The 14,981-nt window shown below is 67.3% G+C and carries 15 protein-coding genes; 5 read left to right on the top strand and 10 right to left on the bottom strand.

From position 1 onward, the window contains the following. Nucleotides 1–64: 64 nt before the first annotated feature. Nucleotides 65–259: a hypothetical protein gene (locus A5758_RS03565; RefSeq protein WP_066952819.1), complete on the bottom strand. Its 195-nt coding sequence runs from the start codon at nucleotides 257–259 to the stop codon at nucleotides 65–67. Between the two features lie 54 nt (nucleotides 260–313). Here A5758_RS03565 and A5758_RS03560 point away from each other — a divergent pair, with 54 nt between their 5' ends. Together A5758_RS03560 and A5758_RS03555 are read left to right on the top strand one after the other, a co-directional pair. Then, nucleotides 314–1,549: an FAD-dependent oxidoreductase gene (locus tag A5758_RS03560; protein WP_067736538.1), complete on the top strand. Its 1,236-nt coding sequence runs from the start codon at nucleotides 314–316 to the stop codon at nucleotides 1,547–1,549. 65 nt (nucleotides 1,550–1,614) lie between these two features. Continuing rightward, nucleotides 1,615–3,651, top strand: coding sequence for a glycoside hydrolase family 15 protein (locus A5758_RS03555; protein ID WP_067736535.1), 2,037 nt, complete (start codon nucleotides 1,615–1,617; stop codon nucleotides 3,649–3,651). An 84-nt stretch (nucleotides 3,652–3,735) separates the two neighbouring features. On the opposite strand, the gene A5758_RS03550 is transcribed toward A5758_RS03555, so the two are convergent. The 4 genes from A5758_RS03550 to lepA form a co-directional block, all read right to left on the bottom strand. Further along, nucleotides 3,736–4,437, bottom strand: a complete 702-nt coding sequence (locus A5758_RS03550) for a sensor domain-containing protein (RefSeq protein ID WP_067736533.1) — start codon at nucleotides 4,435–4,437, stop codon at nucleotides 3,736–3,738. A 231-nt stretch (nucleotides 4,438–4,668) separates the two neighbouring features. Next, nucleotides 4,669–5,448: a sensor domain-containing protein gene (locus A5758_RS03545; RefSeq protein WP_067736529.1), complete on the bottom strand. Its 780-nt coding sequence runs from the start codon at nucleotides 5,446–5,448 to the stop codon at nucleotides 4,669–4,671. Continuing rightward, on the bottom strand, nucleotides 5,448–6,065 hold the full coding sequence (locus A5758_RS03540) for a sensor domain-containing protein (RefSeq protein WP_231987212.1): 618 nt from the start codon (nucleotides 6,063–6,065) through the stop codon (nucleotides 5,448–5,450). Before A5758_RS03540 ends, A5758_RS03545 begins: the two co-directional genes overlap by 1 nt. Before the next feature lie 113 nt (nucleotides 6,066–6,178). Beyond that, nucleotides 6,179–8,173, bottom strand: a complete 1,995-nt coding sequence (gene lepA / locus A5758_RS03535) for a translation elongation factor 4 (RefSeq protein ID WP_156622481.1) — start codon at nucleotides 8,171–8,173, stop codon at nucleotides 6,179–6,181. On the opposite strand from lepA, the gene A5758_RS03530 reads away from it, so the two are divergent. After that, nucleotides 8,155–8,754: a type II toxin-antitoxin system PemK/MazF family toxin gene (locus tag A5758_RS03530; protein ID WP_067203321.1), complete on the top strand. Its 600-nt coding sequence runs from the start codon at nucleotides 8,155–8,157 to the stop codon at nucleotides 8,752–8,754. The two genes, lepA and A5758_RS03530, sit on opposite strands and share 19 nt — an antisense overlap. 161 nt (nucleotides 8,755–8,915) lie before the next feature. On the opposite strand, the gene A5758_RS03525 is transcribed toward A5758_RS03530, so the two are convergent. Then, the gene (locus tag A5758_RS03525) at nucleotides 8,916–9,344 is read right to left on the bottom strand and encodes a CBS domain-containing protein (protein WP_067736525.1); all 429 of its coding nucleotides are present in this window, start codon (nucleotides 9,342–9,344) and stop codon (nucleotides 8,916–8,918) included. A gap of 192 nt (nucleotides 9,345–9,536) precedes the next feature. On the opposite strand from A5758_RS03525, the gene A5758_RS03520 reads away from it, so the two are divergent. Continuing rightward, entirely contained in the window at nucleotides 9,537–10,376 is an 840-nt protein-coding gene (locus tag A5758_RS03520) for a ribonuclease Z (RefSeq protein WP_067736521.1), read from the top strand. Between the two features lie 3 nt (nucleotides 10,377–10,379). On the opposite strand, the gene A5758_RS03515 is transcribed toward A5758_RS03520, so the two are convergent. The 4 genes from A5758_RS03515 to A5758_RS03500 are packed head-to-tail and all read right to left on the bottom strand — an operon-like array spanning nucleotide 10,380 to nucleotide 14,569. Beyond that, nucleotides 10,380–11,054 carry a hypothetical protein gene (locus A5758_RS03515; protein WP_067736519.1) on the bottom strand — a complete coding sequence of 225 codons (675 nt, stop codon included), beginning with the start codon at nucleotides 11,052–11,054 and terminating at the stop codon, nucleotides 10,380–10,382. A 25-nt stretch (nucleotides 11,055–11,079) separates the two neighbouring features. Beyond that, nucleotides 11,080–11,919: a transglutaminase family protein gene (locus A5758_RS03510; protein WP_067736515.1), complete on the bottom strand. Its 840-nt coding sequence runs from the start codon at nucleotides 11,917–11,919 to the stop codon at nucleotides 11,080–11,082. Continuing rightward, entirely contained in the window at nucleotides 11,919–12,896 is a 978-nt protein-coding gene (locus tag A5758_RS03505; protein ID WP_067203331.1) for an alpha-E domain-containing protein, read from the bottom strand. The genes A5758_RS03510 and A5758_RS03505 overlap by 1 nt, the downstream gene beginning before the upstream one ends. Beyond that, nucleotides 12,896–14,569 carry a circularly permuted type 2 ATP-grasp protein gene (locus tag A5758_RS03500; protein ID WP_067736512.1) on the bottom strand — a complete coding sequence of 558 codons (1,674 nt, stop codon included), beginning with the start codon at nucleotides 14,567–14,569 and terminating at the stop codon, nucleotides 12,896–12,898. The genes A5758_RS03505 and A5758_RS03500 overlap by 1 nt, the downstream gene beginning before the upstream one ends. Before the next feature lie 146 nt (nucleotides 14,570–14,715). Between A5758_RS03500 and rpsT the strand changes: the two genes are divergently transcribed. Then, complete coding sequence (gene rpsT, locus A5758_RS03495) at nucleotides 14,716–14,976, top strand: 30S ribosomal protein S20 (RefSeq protein WP_066952793.1); 261 nt, start codon at nucleotides 14,716–14,718, stop codon at nucleotides 14,974–14,976. Nucleotides 14,977–14,981: the final 5 nt, after the last annotated feature.

Below are 14,981 nucleotides of genomic sequence, written 5' to 3'. Positions count from 1 at the left end.
GCGACGATCACCAGCACCACGAGCGAGACCAGAATCAACGTCACGTGTGACCGAGGCATAGGCGTTACCCGGGCGCCTCACCGGCGTGGCGGGCCCGGCGCATCAGGGCGATGCTTTTGCCGAGCAGGCCATCGAGCAGTCCCGCCGTGACCGCGGCCACTACCAGCACGACCGGCATCACCACCATGGCCTGGAGTACGAAAGCGAGCCCGGAAAGCCACAGCTCGTTGCCGTCCCACCAATTCAGGAAAGCGGTCACGGGGCTCACCCTATTCGGCTCTGCAGCCGAAAACCAATGTGCCAAGATCGGCCCATGTCCGCCACGTCGTCCCCACCCGCGGCAACGGCCTGCCTGATCGCCGGCGGCGGCCCGGCAGGCATGGTGCTGGGCCTGCTGCTGGCACGCGCCGGTGTAGACGTCACGGTGATGGAAAAGCACGCCGACTTCCTGCGTGATTTTCGCGGAGACACGGTGCACGCGAGCACCTTGCGACTGCTCGACGAACTGGGTCTCGGCTCACGATTCGCGGAAATTCCACATCGCCTCATCGACACCGTCCACATGGAGATAGAGAACGCACCGCTCGGCCTCGACCTGACCCGCCTTCCGGGGGCGCACAAGCACATCGCACTGGTGCCGCAATGGGACTTCCTGGAGCTGGTGGCCACCGCCGCCGAGGCAGAACCGAGCTTCCGGCTGTTGCGCAGCACCGAGGTGATCGGCGTCATCCGGGACGCGGACCGCGTCGTCGGCGTCACCTACCGGGACCCGGCCGGCCAGCTCAAGGAGATGCGCGCCGAATTGACCGTGGCCTGCGACGGTCGCTCTTCGACGGTGCGTTCCTCGGTCGGCCTCAAACCGCACAGCTTCGGCGCGCCCATGGACGTGTGGTGGTTCCGGTTGCCCCGCCACCCCGGCGATCCGCGGGGTCTGGCCGGCGTGTTGCGGGCCGGACACGCCGTCATCGTGATCGATCGCGGCGATTACTTCCAGATCGCCTACATCATCCCGAAGGGAACCGACGCCCGGCTGCGGTCGGAGGGCGTCGAAGCGCTGCACCGAGCGCTGGTCGGCATGGTGCCCTGGCTCGGTGACCGCGTGCAGACGCTGACGTCTTTCGATGACGTGAAACTGCTTGACGTACAACTGAATCGGCTTCGCCGCTGGTATGCCGACGGCGTCTTGTTCATCGGCGACTCCGCGCACGCGATGTCGCCGGTCGGCGGGATCGGCATCAACCTGGCGGTGGCCGACGCGGTGGCGGCCGCCCGCATTCTGGCCGACGCGCTGCGGGCGGGACGGGTGCCCACCCGGCGACTCGCCCGCGTGCAGGCGCGCCGCTGGTTTCCGACCGCGCTGCTGCAGACCGCGCAACGGTTGATCCATGCCAACGTGATCGCCGCGGCGGTAGGCGGAAACGCCCAGCGTGCGCCGCTGGGCGTGCGGCTGGTGGGCCGCTCGCCGGCGCTGCGGCGAGTACTCGGCTACCTCGTCGCGATCGGCCCGCTTCCGGAGCACGCCCCGAGGTTTGCCCAGCGCCGCGGGTGACCCGAAGTCGCGCCACGTCGGCGAAAGAATGGACGCCGGGCCGCTCAACAGATGATGATGTCGGGATGGTCCTGCACGCCCAGCCCGACGACCAGCCGGCCGACGCCATGCCCGAGGAGGCATTTCAAGCGGAGACGGCGGCCTTGCCATCGCCGATCGACTTCAGCGCACCGGCGCCGCTGGCTTCGAGCGGGGCACTGCGGAACCCGTTCCCGCCGATCGCGGACTACGCGTTCTTGTCCGACTGGGAGACGACCTGCCTGATCTCCCCGGCCGGCTCGGTCGAATGGATGTGCGTGCCGCGCCCGGACTCCCCCAGCGTCTTCGGCGCCATCCTGGACCGCAGCGCCGGCCATTTCCGGCTCGGCCCCTACGGCGTTTCGGTGCCCTCGGCCCGCCGCTACCTGCCCGGCAGCCTGATCATGGAGACGACGTGGCAGACCCACACCGGGTGGCTCATCGTGCGTGACGCGCTGGTGATGGGGCCGTGGCACGACATCGAGCGCCGGTCCAGGACCCACCGCCGCACGCCGATGGACTGGGACGCCGAGCACATCCTGCTGCGCACGGTGCGCTGCGTTAGCGGCACCGTCGAGCTGATGATGAGCTGCGAGCCCGCGTTCGACTACCACCGCGTGGGCTCCACCTGGGAATACTCGGCCAACGCGTACGGCGAGGCGGTCGCGCGGGCCGCCAAGCAGCCCGATGCCCACCCGACCCTGCGGCTCACCACCAACCTGCGGATCGGGCTGGAGGGCCGCGAAGCCCGCGCCCGCACCCGGATGAAGGAGGGCGACGACGTGTTCGTCGCCCTGAGCTGGACCAAGCACCCGGCGCCGCAAACCTACGAAGAGGCCGCTGACAAGATGTGGCAGACCACCGAGTGCTGGCGGCAATGGATCAACATCGGCAACTTCCCCGACCACCCGTGGCGCGCCTACCTGCAGCGCAGCGCGCTCACGCTGAAGGGGCTGACGTACTCGCCCACCGGGGCGCTGCTGGCGGCCGCCACCACCTCGCTGCCGGAAACGCCGCAGGGCGAACGCAACTGGGACTATCGCTACGCCTGGGTGCGCGACTCCACGTTCGCGTTGTGGGGGCTGTACACGCTCGGACTGGATCGGGAGGCCGACGACTTCTTCGCGTTCATCGCCGACGTCTCGGGCGCCAACAGCAACGAACGCCACCCGCTGCAGGTGATGTACGGCGTGGGCGGCGAACGCAGCCTGGTGGAAGAAGATCTGCACCATTTGTCCGGTTATGACCACGCCCGGCCGGTGCGCATCGGCAACGGCGCCTACGACCAGGTCCAGCACGACATCTGGGGCTCGATCCTCGATTCGTTCTACCTGCACTGCAAATCCCGTGAGCAGATCCCGGAAAGCTTGTGGCCGGTGCTCAAGAAACAGGTGGAAGAGGCCATCAAGCACTGGCGGGAGCCCGATCGGGGCATCTGGGAGGTCCGCGGCGAACCGCAGCACTTCACCTCGTCGAAGGTGATGTGCTGGGTGGCGCTCGACCGCGGGGCGAAGCTGGCCGAGCGGCAGGGCGAGAAGAGCTATGCCCAGCAGTGGCGGGCCATCGCCGAGGAGATCAAGGACGACATCCTGCAACACGGGGTGGACTCCCGCGGGGTGTTCACCCAGCGCTACGGCACCGACGCGCTGGACGCCTCACTGCTGCTGGTGGTGCTCACGCGATTCCTGCCGCCGGACGACCCCAGGGTGCGCAACACGGTGCTGGCCATCGCCGACGAACTCACCCAGGAAGGCCTGGTGCTGCGCTACCGCGTGGAGGAGACCGACGACGGGCTGTCCGGCGAGGAAGGCACGTTCACGATCTGCTCGTTCTGGTTGGTGTCGGCGCTGGTGGAGATCGGCGAGGTGGCGCGCGCCAAGCGATTGTGCGAGCGGCTGCTGTCCTACGCCAGCCCGTTGCACCTCTACGCCGAGGAGATCGAACCCCGGACGGGCCGGCACCTGGGCAACTTCCCGCAAGCGTTCACCCACCTGGCGCTGATCAACGCGGTGGTGCACGTGATCCGCGCCGAGGAGGAGGCCGACGGCTCCGGGATGTTCCAGCCCGCCAACGCGCCGATGTAGCGGCGATCGCAAGCACGGCTGTGGCGATCGCAAGCGTGGCGAAGCCGGGCGAAGCGGGTCGCCACCATGGGATGTATTACCGCGTCAGCTCAGCGCGCTGACCTTGTCTCGCATGACTTGCGCGATGTCCAGCGCGCTGGATCCTTCTTGCGATGCGCCCGGTGAGTTGACAAAGTCGACCTCGACTTCGACGAGGCAATTGTCTCGCACACCGATGGCCCGCGCGGCGGGAACGGATGGCGAGACGAAGCCGGGCGCGCTCCACTCCGTCGAAATAGTCGCCGCAACAACGGAAGTGGCGCTTTGGACGTCACTGACTTTCACTTCCAGCGGTAACGTTCCGCCGACGATGGGCACCGTCTTGCCATCACATTCGTGCCACTGCCTGGAGAACGTCGCGAACAGCGCGTTGGCGTCGGCAGCCGTGGGCAAGCTGATGGCGGCCTCGTCCACCCCGGCCACCGTCGCGGCCGGCACGGCATCGGGCCGCCACGTCTTGAGCGCAACGCCTTTCACGTTGGCGGATCGATAGGCGGCCCCCTGCATCATCACCGCTACTCCCAGGCAATCTCCGGGCCAACCGGTATCTCCCGGCAACATCTCCGGCCCGCCGAAAAGCGGGGGGAAACGCGGGTCGATCTCAAGGGGCTCCTTGACCATTCGGGATAGCGCACTCTCGCCCAGCAGCACCCGATTCAGCGTCTGCCCATCAAGGAACCGTGCCGCAAGGTTCGCCGCCGGCCGCGCGGCACCATCGACCGTGGCGGAGCAGCTCAAGGTCAACATCAAGAGGGCGAATAGTGTTGCCCACCAACGGCTTCGTTGCCTGCCGGGGCTACGCGACAACGCGGCGACAAACGCGTCCCCAGACACGCCGATGCGACGGATGCTTCCCATGAGCTTCCCGCTCACCTCCTACTTAACCCAAATGTAGGTTCGAGGTGAGGCGAACGCCGTAGGCCACACCGCAAGCACAGCTCAACCCCAGAAATGTCCCAGGTTTCGCCGGTGCCCGCGTCAGCTCAGCGCGCTCACCTTGTCCATCAGCGCGTGCGCGAGCTCGATGGCGCTGCGGTGCACATCGCCGGACCCCTCGTCCGACGGGCTCGTCGAGCCGAAGAACGCCAGCTCGACCTCGACAAGGCAGTTCCCCCGGAGGCCGAGGGCGCGCGCCTCGGGCCTGGGCCCGCTGGAAGGCAAGCCGGGCAATTGGGTATCGATCGAAAGGGTCGCCGCGAGAACCGAATCGGAAACACGCACGTCGGAAATGGTGTCCAGGAAGACGATCGCGGGGCGGTCGGCGATGATGCTGGGGCGCCCGATGGTCACGGTCGTGCCGTCGCAGTCGCGCCATTGCTGCGAGAACTGTTGGAACAGCGCGGTGGCCCCGGCGGCGCTGGACAGGGCGACCACGCCCTCGGCGACACTGATCACCTTCGCCGGCCCGTGCTGGTTCCACCACGTCTCCCGCGCCGCATTCTTGACGTCGGCGGATCGGTAGGCATCCTTCACCATCATCGAGGCGACACCGACGCAGTTGGCGGGCGAAACCGCGCCGAAGGCCGGCGGCAGCACCTCGGGACCGCCGAACCGCGCCGGGAGTTCGTTCTTGCTTCCGAAGGACTGGCCCAGCAGCTTCGACAGCTCAGCGTCGTCGAGGAGCACTTTCTTGACGGGTTGGCCGGTTACCGGGTGCGGTTTCAGATTCGGCGCGGGCCGCGCGGTGCCGTCGACGGTGCAGCCGGTGGCGAGCACGACGGCCAACAGGCCCGTGAGGATGGTTCGGCGCGTCGACATCAGTTGGTGCTCGAGACTTTTCGCAACATCGCCTGAACGACTTGGATGGACCGGGTCCCGGCCTGCGCGTGTGGCCCGACGGCGACTTTGACGTCAGCGATGACGTCGCCCGTGGTGCCGACTGCCCGCTCGTTCGGGGATGGCGGCGTGTGATGGTTGTCCCACGCGATGACGGTAGCGGAAAGTATCGGTCCGTCGACGCGGACGTCGGTCACCTTCGAGTACAACTCGGTGTTGCTTCGGTCGTGTGTGTACATGGTGACGGTGGTGTCCGTGCAGCGTTGCCATTGCTGGACGAACGACGCGAAGAGTCGTTGCGCGTCGGATGTGGTCGCCAGCTCGATCGCCGCTGCTGTTGCGCTGGACGCTTGTCTGCCAGAGCCGTAGTTCCAATAGTCCTGCGTCGCAACGCGGCGCACCGGGCCCTTTTCGTAGACGAGACGCATCGCGGGGGCGAGGGCCCCGAGGCATTCGATGGGGGCGGCGCCACCAGCGTCACGAATCCCGTCGGGCAGCACATCGATACCACCCACCAGCGGCGGACTGTGTGGCGGGAGCTCGTTTCCGACGGCGGCGCTGACCTCGGCGGCGTCCGGTAAGACCTGTGAGAGCGGCAACGCGGCTCCACCGAGGGGGCCAGTGCGCGTGGGGGTTCCGGCCACTGTCGTGACGCATCCCGTGCCGAGCAGGCTGAGACCGACAACACCAATGGCTCGCATCAGCATCACGACTACTTCTTGCCCTTGTCCCCCGCGGTGTCGGTGGACAACGCCGCGACGAAGGCTTCCTGCGGCACGTCCACCCGGCCGATGGTCTTCATCCGCTTCTTGCCCTCCTTCTGCTTTTCCAGCAGTTTGCGTTTGCGGGTGATGTCTCCGCCGTAGCATTTCGATAGCACGTCTTTGCGGATCGCCCGAATATTCTCGCGCGCAATGATTTTCGATCCGATGGCCGCCTGCACCGGCACCTCGAACTGCTGGCGCGGAATGAGCTCTTTCAGCTTGGTGGTCATCTTGTTGCCGTACGCCGAAGCCCCGTCCTTGTGCACGATCGCAGAGAACGCGTCGACGGCCTCGCCCTGCAGCAGGATGTCGACCTTGACCAGTTGGGCCTCCTGCTCGCCGGCCTCCTCGTAGTCGAGGCTGGCGTAGCCGCGGGTGCGCGACTTCAGCGAGTCGAAGAAGTCGAAGATGATCTCGCCGAGCGGCATCGTGTAGCGCAGTTCCACCCGTTCGGGTGACAGGTAGTCCATGCCGCCCAACTCGCCGCGGCGCGATTGGCACAGCTCCATGATGGTGCCGATGAACTCGCTGGGCGCGATGATGGTGGTCTTGACGACCGGCTCATACACCGTGCGCACCTTGCCTTCCGGCCAGTCCGACGGGTTGGTCACCACGATCTCGCTGTCGTCCTCTTTGATGACCCGGTAGACGACGTTCGGCGAGGTGGAGATCAGATCCAGGTTGAACTCGCGCTCCAGGCGTTCGCGGGTGATCTCCATGTGCAGCAGGCCCAGAAAGCCGCACCGGAACCCGAAGCCCAGCGCCACCGACGTTTCCGGCTCGTAGGTCAGGGCCGCGTCGTTGAGCTGCAGCCTGTCCAGGGCGTCGCGCAGATCCGGGTAATCGGAGCCGTCCACCGGATACAGGCCCGAGTACACCATCGGCTTGGGCTCGCGATACCCCGTGAGGGCCTCGGTGGCGCCGTGCCGGGCCGTCGTCACCGTGTCGCCGACCTTGGACTGGCGGACGTCCTTCACACCGGTGATCAGGTAGCCAACCTCGCCCACCCCCAGGCCGTCGCTGGCCTTGGGTTCGGGCGAGACGATGCCCACTTCGAGCAATTCGTGGGTGGCGCCGGTGGACATCATCAAGATGCGCTCCCGCGGGACGATCTTGCCGTCCATCACCCGGACGTAGGTCACCACACCGCGGTAGATGTCGTAGACGGAGTCGAAGATCATCGCGCGGGTGGGCGCGTCGGCGTCGCCTTTCGGATGCGGCACCAGCCGGACCACCTCGTCGAGAAGGTGAGCCACGCCCTCGCCGGTTTTGCCGGACACCCGCAGCACGTCGTCCGGCTCGCAGCCGATGATGTGTGCGAGCTCGCCGGCGTAGCGGTCCGGGTCGGCCGCGGGCAGGTCGATCTTGTTGAGCACCGGGATGATGGTCAGGTCCCGATCCAGGGCCAGGTACAGGTTGGCCAGCGTCTGCGCCTCGATGCCCTGGGCCGCGTCGACCAGCAGCACCGCGCCCTCACAGGCTTCCAGCGCCCGCGACACCTCGTAGGTGAAGTCGACGTGGCCCGGGGTGTCGATCAGGTGCAGGACGTAATCTTCGTCCCCCACTTTCCAGGGCAGCCGGACGTTCTGCGCCTTGATGGTGATCCCGCGCTCCCGCTCGATGTCCATGCGGTCCAGGTACTGGGCCCGCATCATCCGCTCGTCGACGACGCCGGTGAGCTGAAGCATCCGGTCCGCCAGCGTGGACTTGCCGTGATCGATGTGGGCGATGATGCAGAAGTTCCGAATCTGCGCCGGCGCGGTGAAGGTCTTGTCGGCGAAACTGCTGATGGGAATCTCCTGGTCTGGACACGCTCGCGGCCGCTTGAACGTCGGCTCATTGGTATGTCCAGGGTATCTAGGCAGGGTGCCCGAGACATACTTGGACACAATCGCACCCGCGCGCCCGCGTCTATGCTGCGAATATGGCGTCGGCCCGCAAATCCCAGTGGAAGACGTTCCAGCGGTTCGCGGAAAACCTGGTCTTCGATCGGGCCCCGCGGCTGGCCCGGCACGTGCAGAACTCGCAGACCGTGCTGCGCGAACTGCAGCACGCCGTGAAGATCACCGCGAACGTCATCGCCGCCGCCGCGCCGCAACCGCCCGCGGTCACCGCGGGGCGCCCGGTGACCAGTACAAGCTTCCCGACCACGCAGCGCGCGCGCAAGCTGGTCTACGCCCCCGACCTCGACGGCCGGGCCGATCCCGGCGAGATCGTCTGGACGTGGGTGGTTTACGAGGACGACCCGACCCAGGGTAAGGACCGGCCCGTGCTCGTAGTCGGTCGTGACCGCCGCGTCCTACTGGGGTTGATGGTGTCCAGCCAGGAGCGCCACGCCGAGGACCGGGACTGGATCGGAATCGGTTCCGGCGCATGGGATTACGAGGGCAGGCCTAGCTGGGTTCGGTTGGACCGGGTGCTCGACGTTCCCGAGGAGAGCATTCGCCGCGAGGGCGCGATCCTGGACCGCGAGATCTTTGAAGTGGTGGCCGAGCGGCTGCGCGCGGACTACTCCTGGAGCTAGTCGCCCAGCGTGTAACCAGTGCGAAAAAACGCCCGCATCTCCGCGCCGAACGCACGCTCGGCGAAGACGCAGTCAGCCCCGCCCGGCGACGATGCGCGGCGTGGAACGGCGTGACGTGGGGCGCCCCCAGCCGCTAAGCGGCGAGGGGGCGAGCCGGACAGTCAGCCTTGCGTGATGTAGGACTGCAGCTGCTGCTGCTCGGCCTCGAGCTCTTCCATCCGGGTCTTCACCACGTCGCCGATGCTCACGATTCCGATCAGCCTCTTGCCGTCCAACACGGGCACATGGCGCACCCGGTTCTTGGTCATCAGCACGCTCAGGGAGTCGACTGTGTCGGCTTTCGTGCAGGTGGCGACGGTGGTGGTCATGATCTTCGAGATCGGGCGCGACAGCACGCTGGCGCCATGGGTGTGCAGCTCGCGCACGACGTCGCGCTCGGAGACGATGCCGACGACGCCCTCGTCGCCGACGACCACCATGGCGCCGATGTTCTGCTCGGCGAGGCCGGCGAGCAGCTCTTTCACCGTCGCCTCGGGGTTGATGGTCACCACCGCCGCGCCCTTGTTCCGCAAGACGTCTGCAATCCGCATCAAAGGCCTCCAGCTGGTTGTGATCCGCTTCACAACAGGCTACGGCTAACTCGTGCGGCGCAAAAGCCCGACGAGAACCGGTAGCCGATCCGTGTCCATACCCTGACGTCGCCGTTCGAAAACTGGGCGCTCGATCGGTCGGATCGCCGGATTGGGCCACTGGACAGGGGCGCGGCTTGCAAGATAGGGGCCATGATCGAGATCACGCTGCTGGGAACCGGGAGCCCGATCCCGGACCCGAACCGGGCCGGCCCGTCGACTCTGGTGCGGGCCGGCGGGCAGGTGTTTCTGGTGGACTGCGGGCGTGGGGTGTTGCAGCGCGCGGCGGCGGTGGGCGTGGGCGCCGCCGGATTGACGGCGCTGCTGATCACCCATCTGCACAGCGACCACATCGGAGACCTCGGCGACCTCCTGATCACCCGCTGGATCAGCACCTTCGCGCCGGATCCCGCGCCGCTGCCGATCATCGGACCGCCCGGGACCGCGGAGACCGTCGAGGCGACGCTGCACGCGTTCCGCCACGACATCGAGTACCGGCTCGCCCATCACGCCGACCTCAACGCGCCACCGTCGGTCGAGGTCCACGAGTACACCGAGGGGGCGGTGTGGGACCGCGACGGCGTGTCGATCCGGGTGGCACCGACCGATCACCGACCGGTGACCCCGACCATCGGGTTCCGCATCGACTATGGCACGGCGTCGGTGGTGCTCGCCGGGGACACGGTGCCCTGCGCCGGCCTCGACCAGCTGGCGGCCGGCGCCGGCGCTCTGGTGCACACCGTGATCCGTAAGGACATCGTCGGCAACATCCCGCAACAGCGGCTCCAGGACATCTGTGATTACCACTCGTCGGTCGAGGAGGCGGCGGCAACCGCGGCCCGCGCCGGGGTGGGCACCCTCGTCATGACGCACTACGTGCCCGCGCTGGTGCCGGGCCAAGAAGAGCAGTGGCGGGCCCTGGCGGCTTCGGCGTTCGACGGGCGGATCGAGCTCGGCGACGACCTGCATCGCGTCGAAATCAACGCGCCGTAACGGTCACTCTCCAATGCCGTTGCGGCGCAACGGCAGCAGCGCCCCGGCCAGCACCAGCCAGGACAGCGCCAACACCCTGGCAACCGGCAGGATGACGCCCAGGTCCGGCCAGACCAACACCGCCGTCGCCGCTTCGGCGAGGGCGGCGATCACCAGGCCGGCCCAGGCCACCGGGCTCGGCAGCAAACCCCGGCTCAGGCCGGGTCCCGCGATCCCGGCGACCAGCAGGCCCAGGGCCACGATGTGCCCCGGGCCGCCGACCAGAAAGATCAATAGGTACAGCGCGCGGACCAACGTCGCGTCCGCGGCGACTTCGGGCCGCGACAGCGGCCAGGCCAGCAAGCCGCACAGCCCCAGCGCGCCGGCGGCCACGACGCCTCCCGTGAGCGCGATCGCGGCCCCCGGCCCGGCGGCGCCGAGCCGGCGCAGCCGGACGCTGACCGTCGCCGCGTAGGCCGCCAACGGGACCGACGCCGCAAACGTCGCCACGGCGATGACGCGCACGGCGACCGGCTCCGCACGGACGTAGGCCACCACCGCGGCCACCGGGCCGTATGGCAACGGCATCACACCGCCCAGGGCGACCCCGACAGCGATCCCACCGAAGAGCACCGCGACACACAGCACGGACAGCAGCAGCAACCACGGGCAACCGCGGTGAGACGCAGTGTCGTTCATGGCGTGAACGCTATGCCCGCGCCGGCTAAGCCAGCCGGGTGACCTCCACGACGACGTCGAGATCGGTCGCCCCCTGACCGGAGTAAATGCCTTTCAGGGGAGGGACGTCGGTGTAGTCGCGGCCGGCGCCCACGCCGACGTATTGCTCCGAGATCTCGGTTCCGTGGGTGGGGTCGTAACTCCACCAGCCGCCCGTCCACGCCTGAATCCACGCGTGGCTGCGCCCGTCCACGGTGTCCCCGACGACGGCGTCGCGCTTCGGATGCAGGTAACCCGACACGTAGTACGCGGGAATCCCCATGGCCCGCAACAACATCAGCGACAAGTGCACGAAGTCCTGGCAGACACCCCTGCCCGCGTTCAACGCGTCCAGCCCCGACGAGTGCACGCTGGTGGTTCCCGGGAGATATTCCAGCTCACCGCGCACCCAATCGCCGGCGGCGGCGACGGCCTCGGCGGGCTGGTGCGACTTGGCGATCTTCTTGGCCACGGACGCAACCTTCTTGCTCGCCGGGGTGTGCCCGGTGGGGCGAAGCAGTTCGTCGAACCGATCGATCACCGCCTCGGACTTGAGGTCACCCCAGTCGACTTCGCTCACCGGCGGTTCCGGCTGCTCGGTCTCGACCACCGACGACGACGTCACCGTGAGGTCGGTGTGCGGCGCGTGCAGATCGAATGCCGTTACGGCGGTGCCCCAATAGTCGATATAGCGATAGGACCGGGTCGCGGGGATCGTTTCGACGCGATTGAGGATGACGTTTTGCCTGGTGTTCGACCGTGGGGTCAACCGCGCTTCGTTGTAGGACGCGGTCACCGCCGACTGGTAGGCGTACCCGGTGGTGTGCACCACCCGCAGCCGCCACATCAGCCGTCCCCTTTCCTGCTGACCAGGCGGCCGCGATCCCCGGCATCCGACCACGCCACCCACGGGGTGACGTGAAAGTACTGCACCGACAACGCTTCTCCGACATCGTGGCAGGTTCGCTGCAGGCCCCCCAGGCGCGTCTCCAGGGACTCCAGCAGTACACCGGGTTGCACGAATTCGAGTTCGCTTCGGGCCTGCCCGAGCAGCCGCTGCGCCTCCCCGGTTGCCCCGATCCGGCTCTGCCGAGAGTGCAGCAATTCGTCGAGGTTGTGTTCGGCGAGCCGCAGCGAATAGAACACCGAACGCGGGAACAACCGGTCCAGCAGCATGAATTCGACGACCCGCCCGGCGTCCAGCACGCCACGGTAGGTGCGCAGGTAGGTGTCATGCGCACCTGCCGAACGCAACAGCGTCACCCACGCCGGGGACGAAGCGCTGTCCCCCACTCGCGAAAGCAACAGCCGCACCGTCATGTCCACCCGCTCGATCGCGCGGCCCAGCACCATGAAGCGGTATCCGTCGTCGCGGGACAGTGTCGAGTCGGCCAGGCCCGCGAACATCGCCGCCCGGCCCTCGATGTAGGACAGGAATTCATGGGGCCCAAGGCGTTTCGCGGCGCGCTCGCGCTCGGCCAGGGCGTGGTAGGTGGTGTTGAGGCACTCCCAGATCTCGCTGGACGTCACCTCGCGCGCCGACTTCGCGTTTTCCCGCGCCGCCGTGACGGCGTCGACGATCGAAGAACCACCCGCAGCGTTGGTGCTGAAGGCCACCAGGTCGGTCAGCGACCAGACGTCGAGGTCGTAGCTGGGGGGATCGATGCCGAGCACGCGCAGCAGCAACCGAGACGCCTGGTCCGGGTCGACGCTGGATTCCTCGAGCAGTTGGTGCAGCACCACATCGAGGATGCGGGCGGTGTCGTCGGCCCGTTCGACATAGCGACCGATCCAGAACAGCGCCTCCGCGTTACGGGCCAGCATCAGCGCTTCGCCCGCCGCTCTTGCTGCTGAAGCTGCTGTTCCTGGGGCGATTCCGTGGGTTGCGTCTGGGTCTGCGCGAAACGCTGCGCGCCGTCCAGCACCGGGTCGGACATCGACTCCGGCAGCGAGCGCACGACTTCCGCCGCGCCGAGCTCATGGTCACCGCCCGAGGTCCGCGACGCCAGCACCCAGGTGTCCTTCGAGCCACCGCCCTGGCTCGAGTTGACCACCCGCGAGCCCTCGACCAGGGCCACCCGGGTCAGCCCGCCGGGCAACACCCAGACGTCGTCGCCGTCGTTGACCGCGAACGGCCGCAGGTCGACATACCGGGGCGCCAGCGTGTTCCCGATCTGTGTCGGCACGGTCGACAGCTCCATCATCGGCTGGGCGATCCAGCTGCGCGGGTCGTCGCGAACCTTCTTGGCGACGGTGGCCAACTCTTTCTCGGAGGCTTCCGGCCCGAACACGATGCCGTAACCGCCGGACCCCTCGACCGGCTTGAGGACCAATTCGTCGATCCGGTCCAGCACCTCTTCGCGTTCGTCATCGAGCCAGCACCGGTACGTCTCGACGTTGGCCAGCAGCGGCTTCTCCCCCAGGTAGTACTCGATCATCGTCGGCACATAGGTGTAGACGAGCTTGTCGTCGCCCACACCGTTGCCGATGGCGCTCGAGACGACCACGTTGCCGGCACGCGCGGCGTTGACCAGGCCGGCCACCCCCAGGACCGAGTCGGCGCGGAACTGTAGCGGGTCCAAGAAGGCGTCGTCGATGCGCCGGTAGATGACGTCGACCTGCACCTCCCCCTCCGTGGTGCGCATGTAGACCTGGTTGTCGCGGCAGAACAGGTCGCGACCCTCGACCAGCTCGACCCCCATCTGGCGGGCCAGCAGCGAGTGCTCGAAGTAGGCCGAGTTGTACACCCCGGGAGTGAGCACCACCACGGTCGGGTCGGCCTCGTTGGTGGCCGCGGAATTGCGCAAGGCGCGCAGAAGGTGCGACGCGTAATCGTCGACTGCACGCACCCGGTGGGTGGCGAACAGATTCGGGAAAACCCGCGCCATGGTCCGCCGGTTCTCCATGACATACGACACCCCGGAGGGCGAGCGCAGGTTGTCCTCGAGGACCCGGAAGCTGCCCTTCTCGTCGCGGATCAGGTCGATGCCGGCGACGTGGATGCGGACGCCATTGGGTGGGACGATGCCCATCGCCTCGCGGTGGAAATGCTCGCAGGAAGTGATCAGGCGGCGCGGGATGATGTCGTCGTTCAGGATCTCCTGGTCGCCGTAGATGTCGTCGAGATACATCTCGAGCGCCTTGACGCGCTGGATGATGCCGCGCTCCAACCGGCTCCACTCGGCGGCCGAGATCACCCGCGGAACCAGATCGAGCGGAAAAGGCCGCTCCTGACCCGACAGCGAGAACGTGATGCCCTGGTCGATGAACGCGCGACCCAGCGCTTCGGCGCGGGCCTTCAGGTCCGAGGCGTCCGACGGCGCGAGCTCGGCGTAGATGCCCTTATAGGGACCCCGAACGGTGCCGTGGGCGTCGAACATCTCGTCAAATGCCATCGAATAGATGTCTGAGGACGTGTTGTAGCCGCCGAAAATGCGCTCGGCACGCGCGGCACGCAACCCCCGCCCGGTTTCCTCGAGCTGGCTCGGAAGACTCACTTTTTAGATGCTGCCTCAAATTGACGTTATGGCAGGCCACGGGTTCCCGTTTTGGGAGAAAACGTAACCGACTGATAACCTGGGCAGTCGCTGTGGTGATATCCGGCGCCCCCAACAAACGTCGAAGCGGAGAAGGAACTAGAAGCGTGGCCAACATCAAGTCGCAGCAGAAGCGCAATCGCACCAACGAGCGCGCTCGACTGCGCAACAAGTCCGTGAAGTCGTCGCTTCGCACCGCCGTCCGCGCGTTCCGTGAGGCCGCCCACGCCGGTGACAAGGAGAAGGCCTCGGAGTTGCTGGCCGCGACCACCCGCAAGCTGGACAAAGCGGCCAGCAAGGGCGTGATCCACAAGAATCAGGCGGCCAACAAGAAGTCGGCCCTGGCGCGCGCGCTCAACAAGATCTGACCCGC

The sequence above is a fragment of the Mycobacterium sp. 852014-50255_SCH5639931 genome, from assembly GCF_001665605.1.
Lineage (GTDB): Bacteria > Actinomycetota > Actinomycetes > Mycobacteriales > Mycobacteriaceae > Mycobacterium > Mycobacterium paraffinicum.
This window is presented reverse-complemented; position numbering and strand designations above follow the sequence as displayed.

Excerpts from the sequence above, each read along its gene's own strand:
- A5758_RS03530 (WP_067203321.1), top strand. The coding sequence starts at position 8,155 with ATGGCGTCGGCCCGCAAATCCCAGTGGAAGACGTTCCAGCGGTTCGCG.
- A5758_RS03505 (WP_067203331.1), bottom strand. The coding sequence starts at position 12,896 with ATGCTGGCCCGTAACGCGGAGGCGCTGTTCTGGATCGGTCGCTATGTC.
- A5758_RS03560 (WP_067736538.1), top strand. The coding sequence starts at position 314 with ATGTCCGCCACGTCGTCCCCACCCGCGGCAACGGCCTGCCTGATCGCC.
- A5758_RS03550 (WP_067736533.1), bottom strand. The coding sequence starts at position 4,437 with ATGTTGACCTTGAGCTGCTCCGCCACGGTCGATGGTGCCGCGCGGCCG.
- A5758_RS03510 (WP_067736515.1), bottom strand. The coding sequence starts at position 11,919 with ATGTGGCGGCTGCGGGTGGTGCACACCACCGGGTACGCCTACCAGTCG.
- A5758_RS03545 (WP_067736529.1), bottom strand. The coding sequence starts at position 5,448 with ATGTCGACGCGCCGAACCATCCTCACGGGCCTGTTGGCCGTCGTGCTC.
- A5758_RS03515 (WP_067736519.1), bottom strand. The coding sequence starts at position 11,054 with ATGAACGACACTGCGTCTCACCGCGGTTGCCCGTGGTTGCTGCTGCTG.
- A5758_RS03520 (WP_067736521.1), top strand. The coding sequence starts at position 9,537 with ATGATCGAGATCACGCTGCTGGGAACCGGGAGCCCGATCCCGGACCCG.
- A5758_RS03555 (WP_067736535.1), top strand. The coding sequence starts at position 1,615 with ATGGTCCTGCACGCCCAGCCCGACGACCAGCCGGCCGACGCCATGCCC.
- A5758_RS03525 (WP_067736525.1), bottom strand. The coding sequence starts at position 9,344 with ATGCGGATTGCAGACGTCTTGCGGAACAAGGGCGCGGCGGTGGTGACC.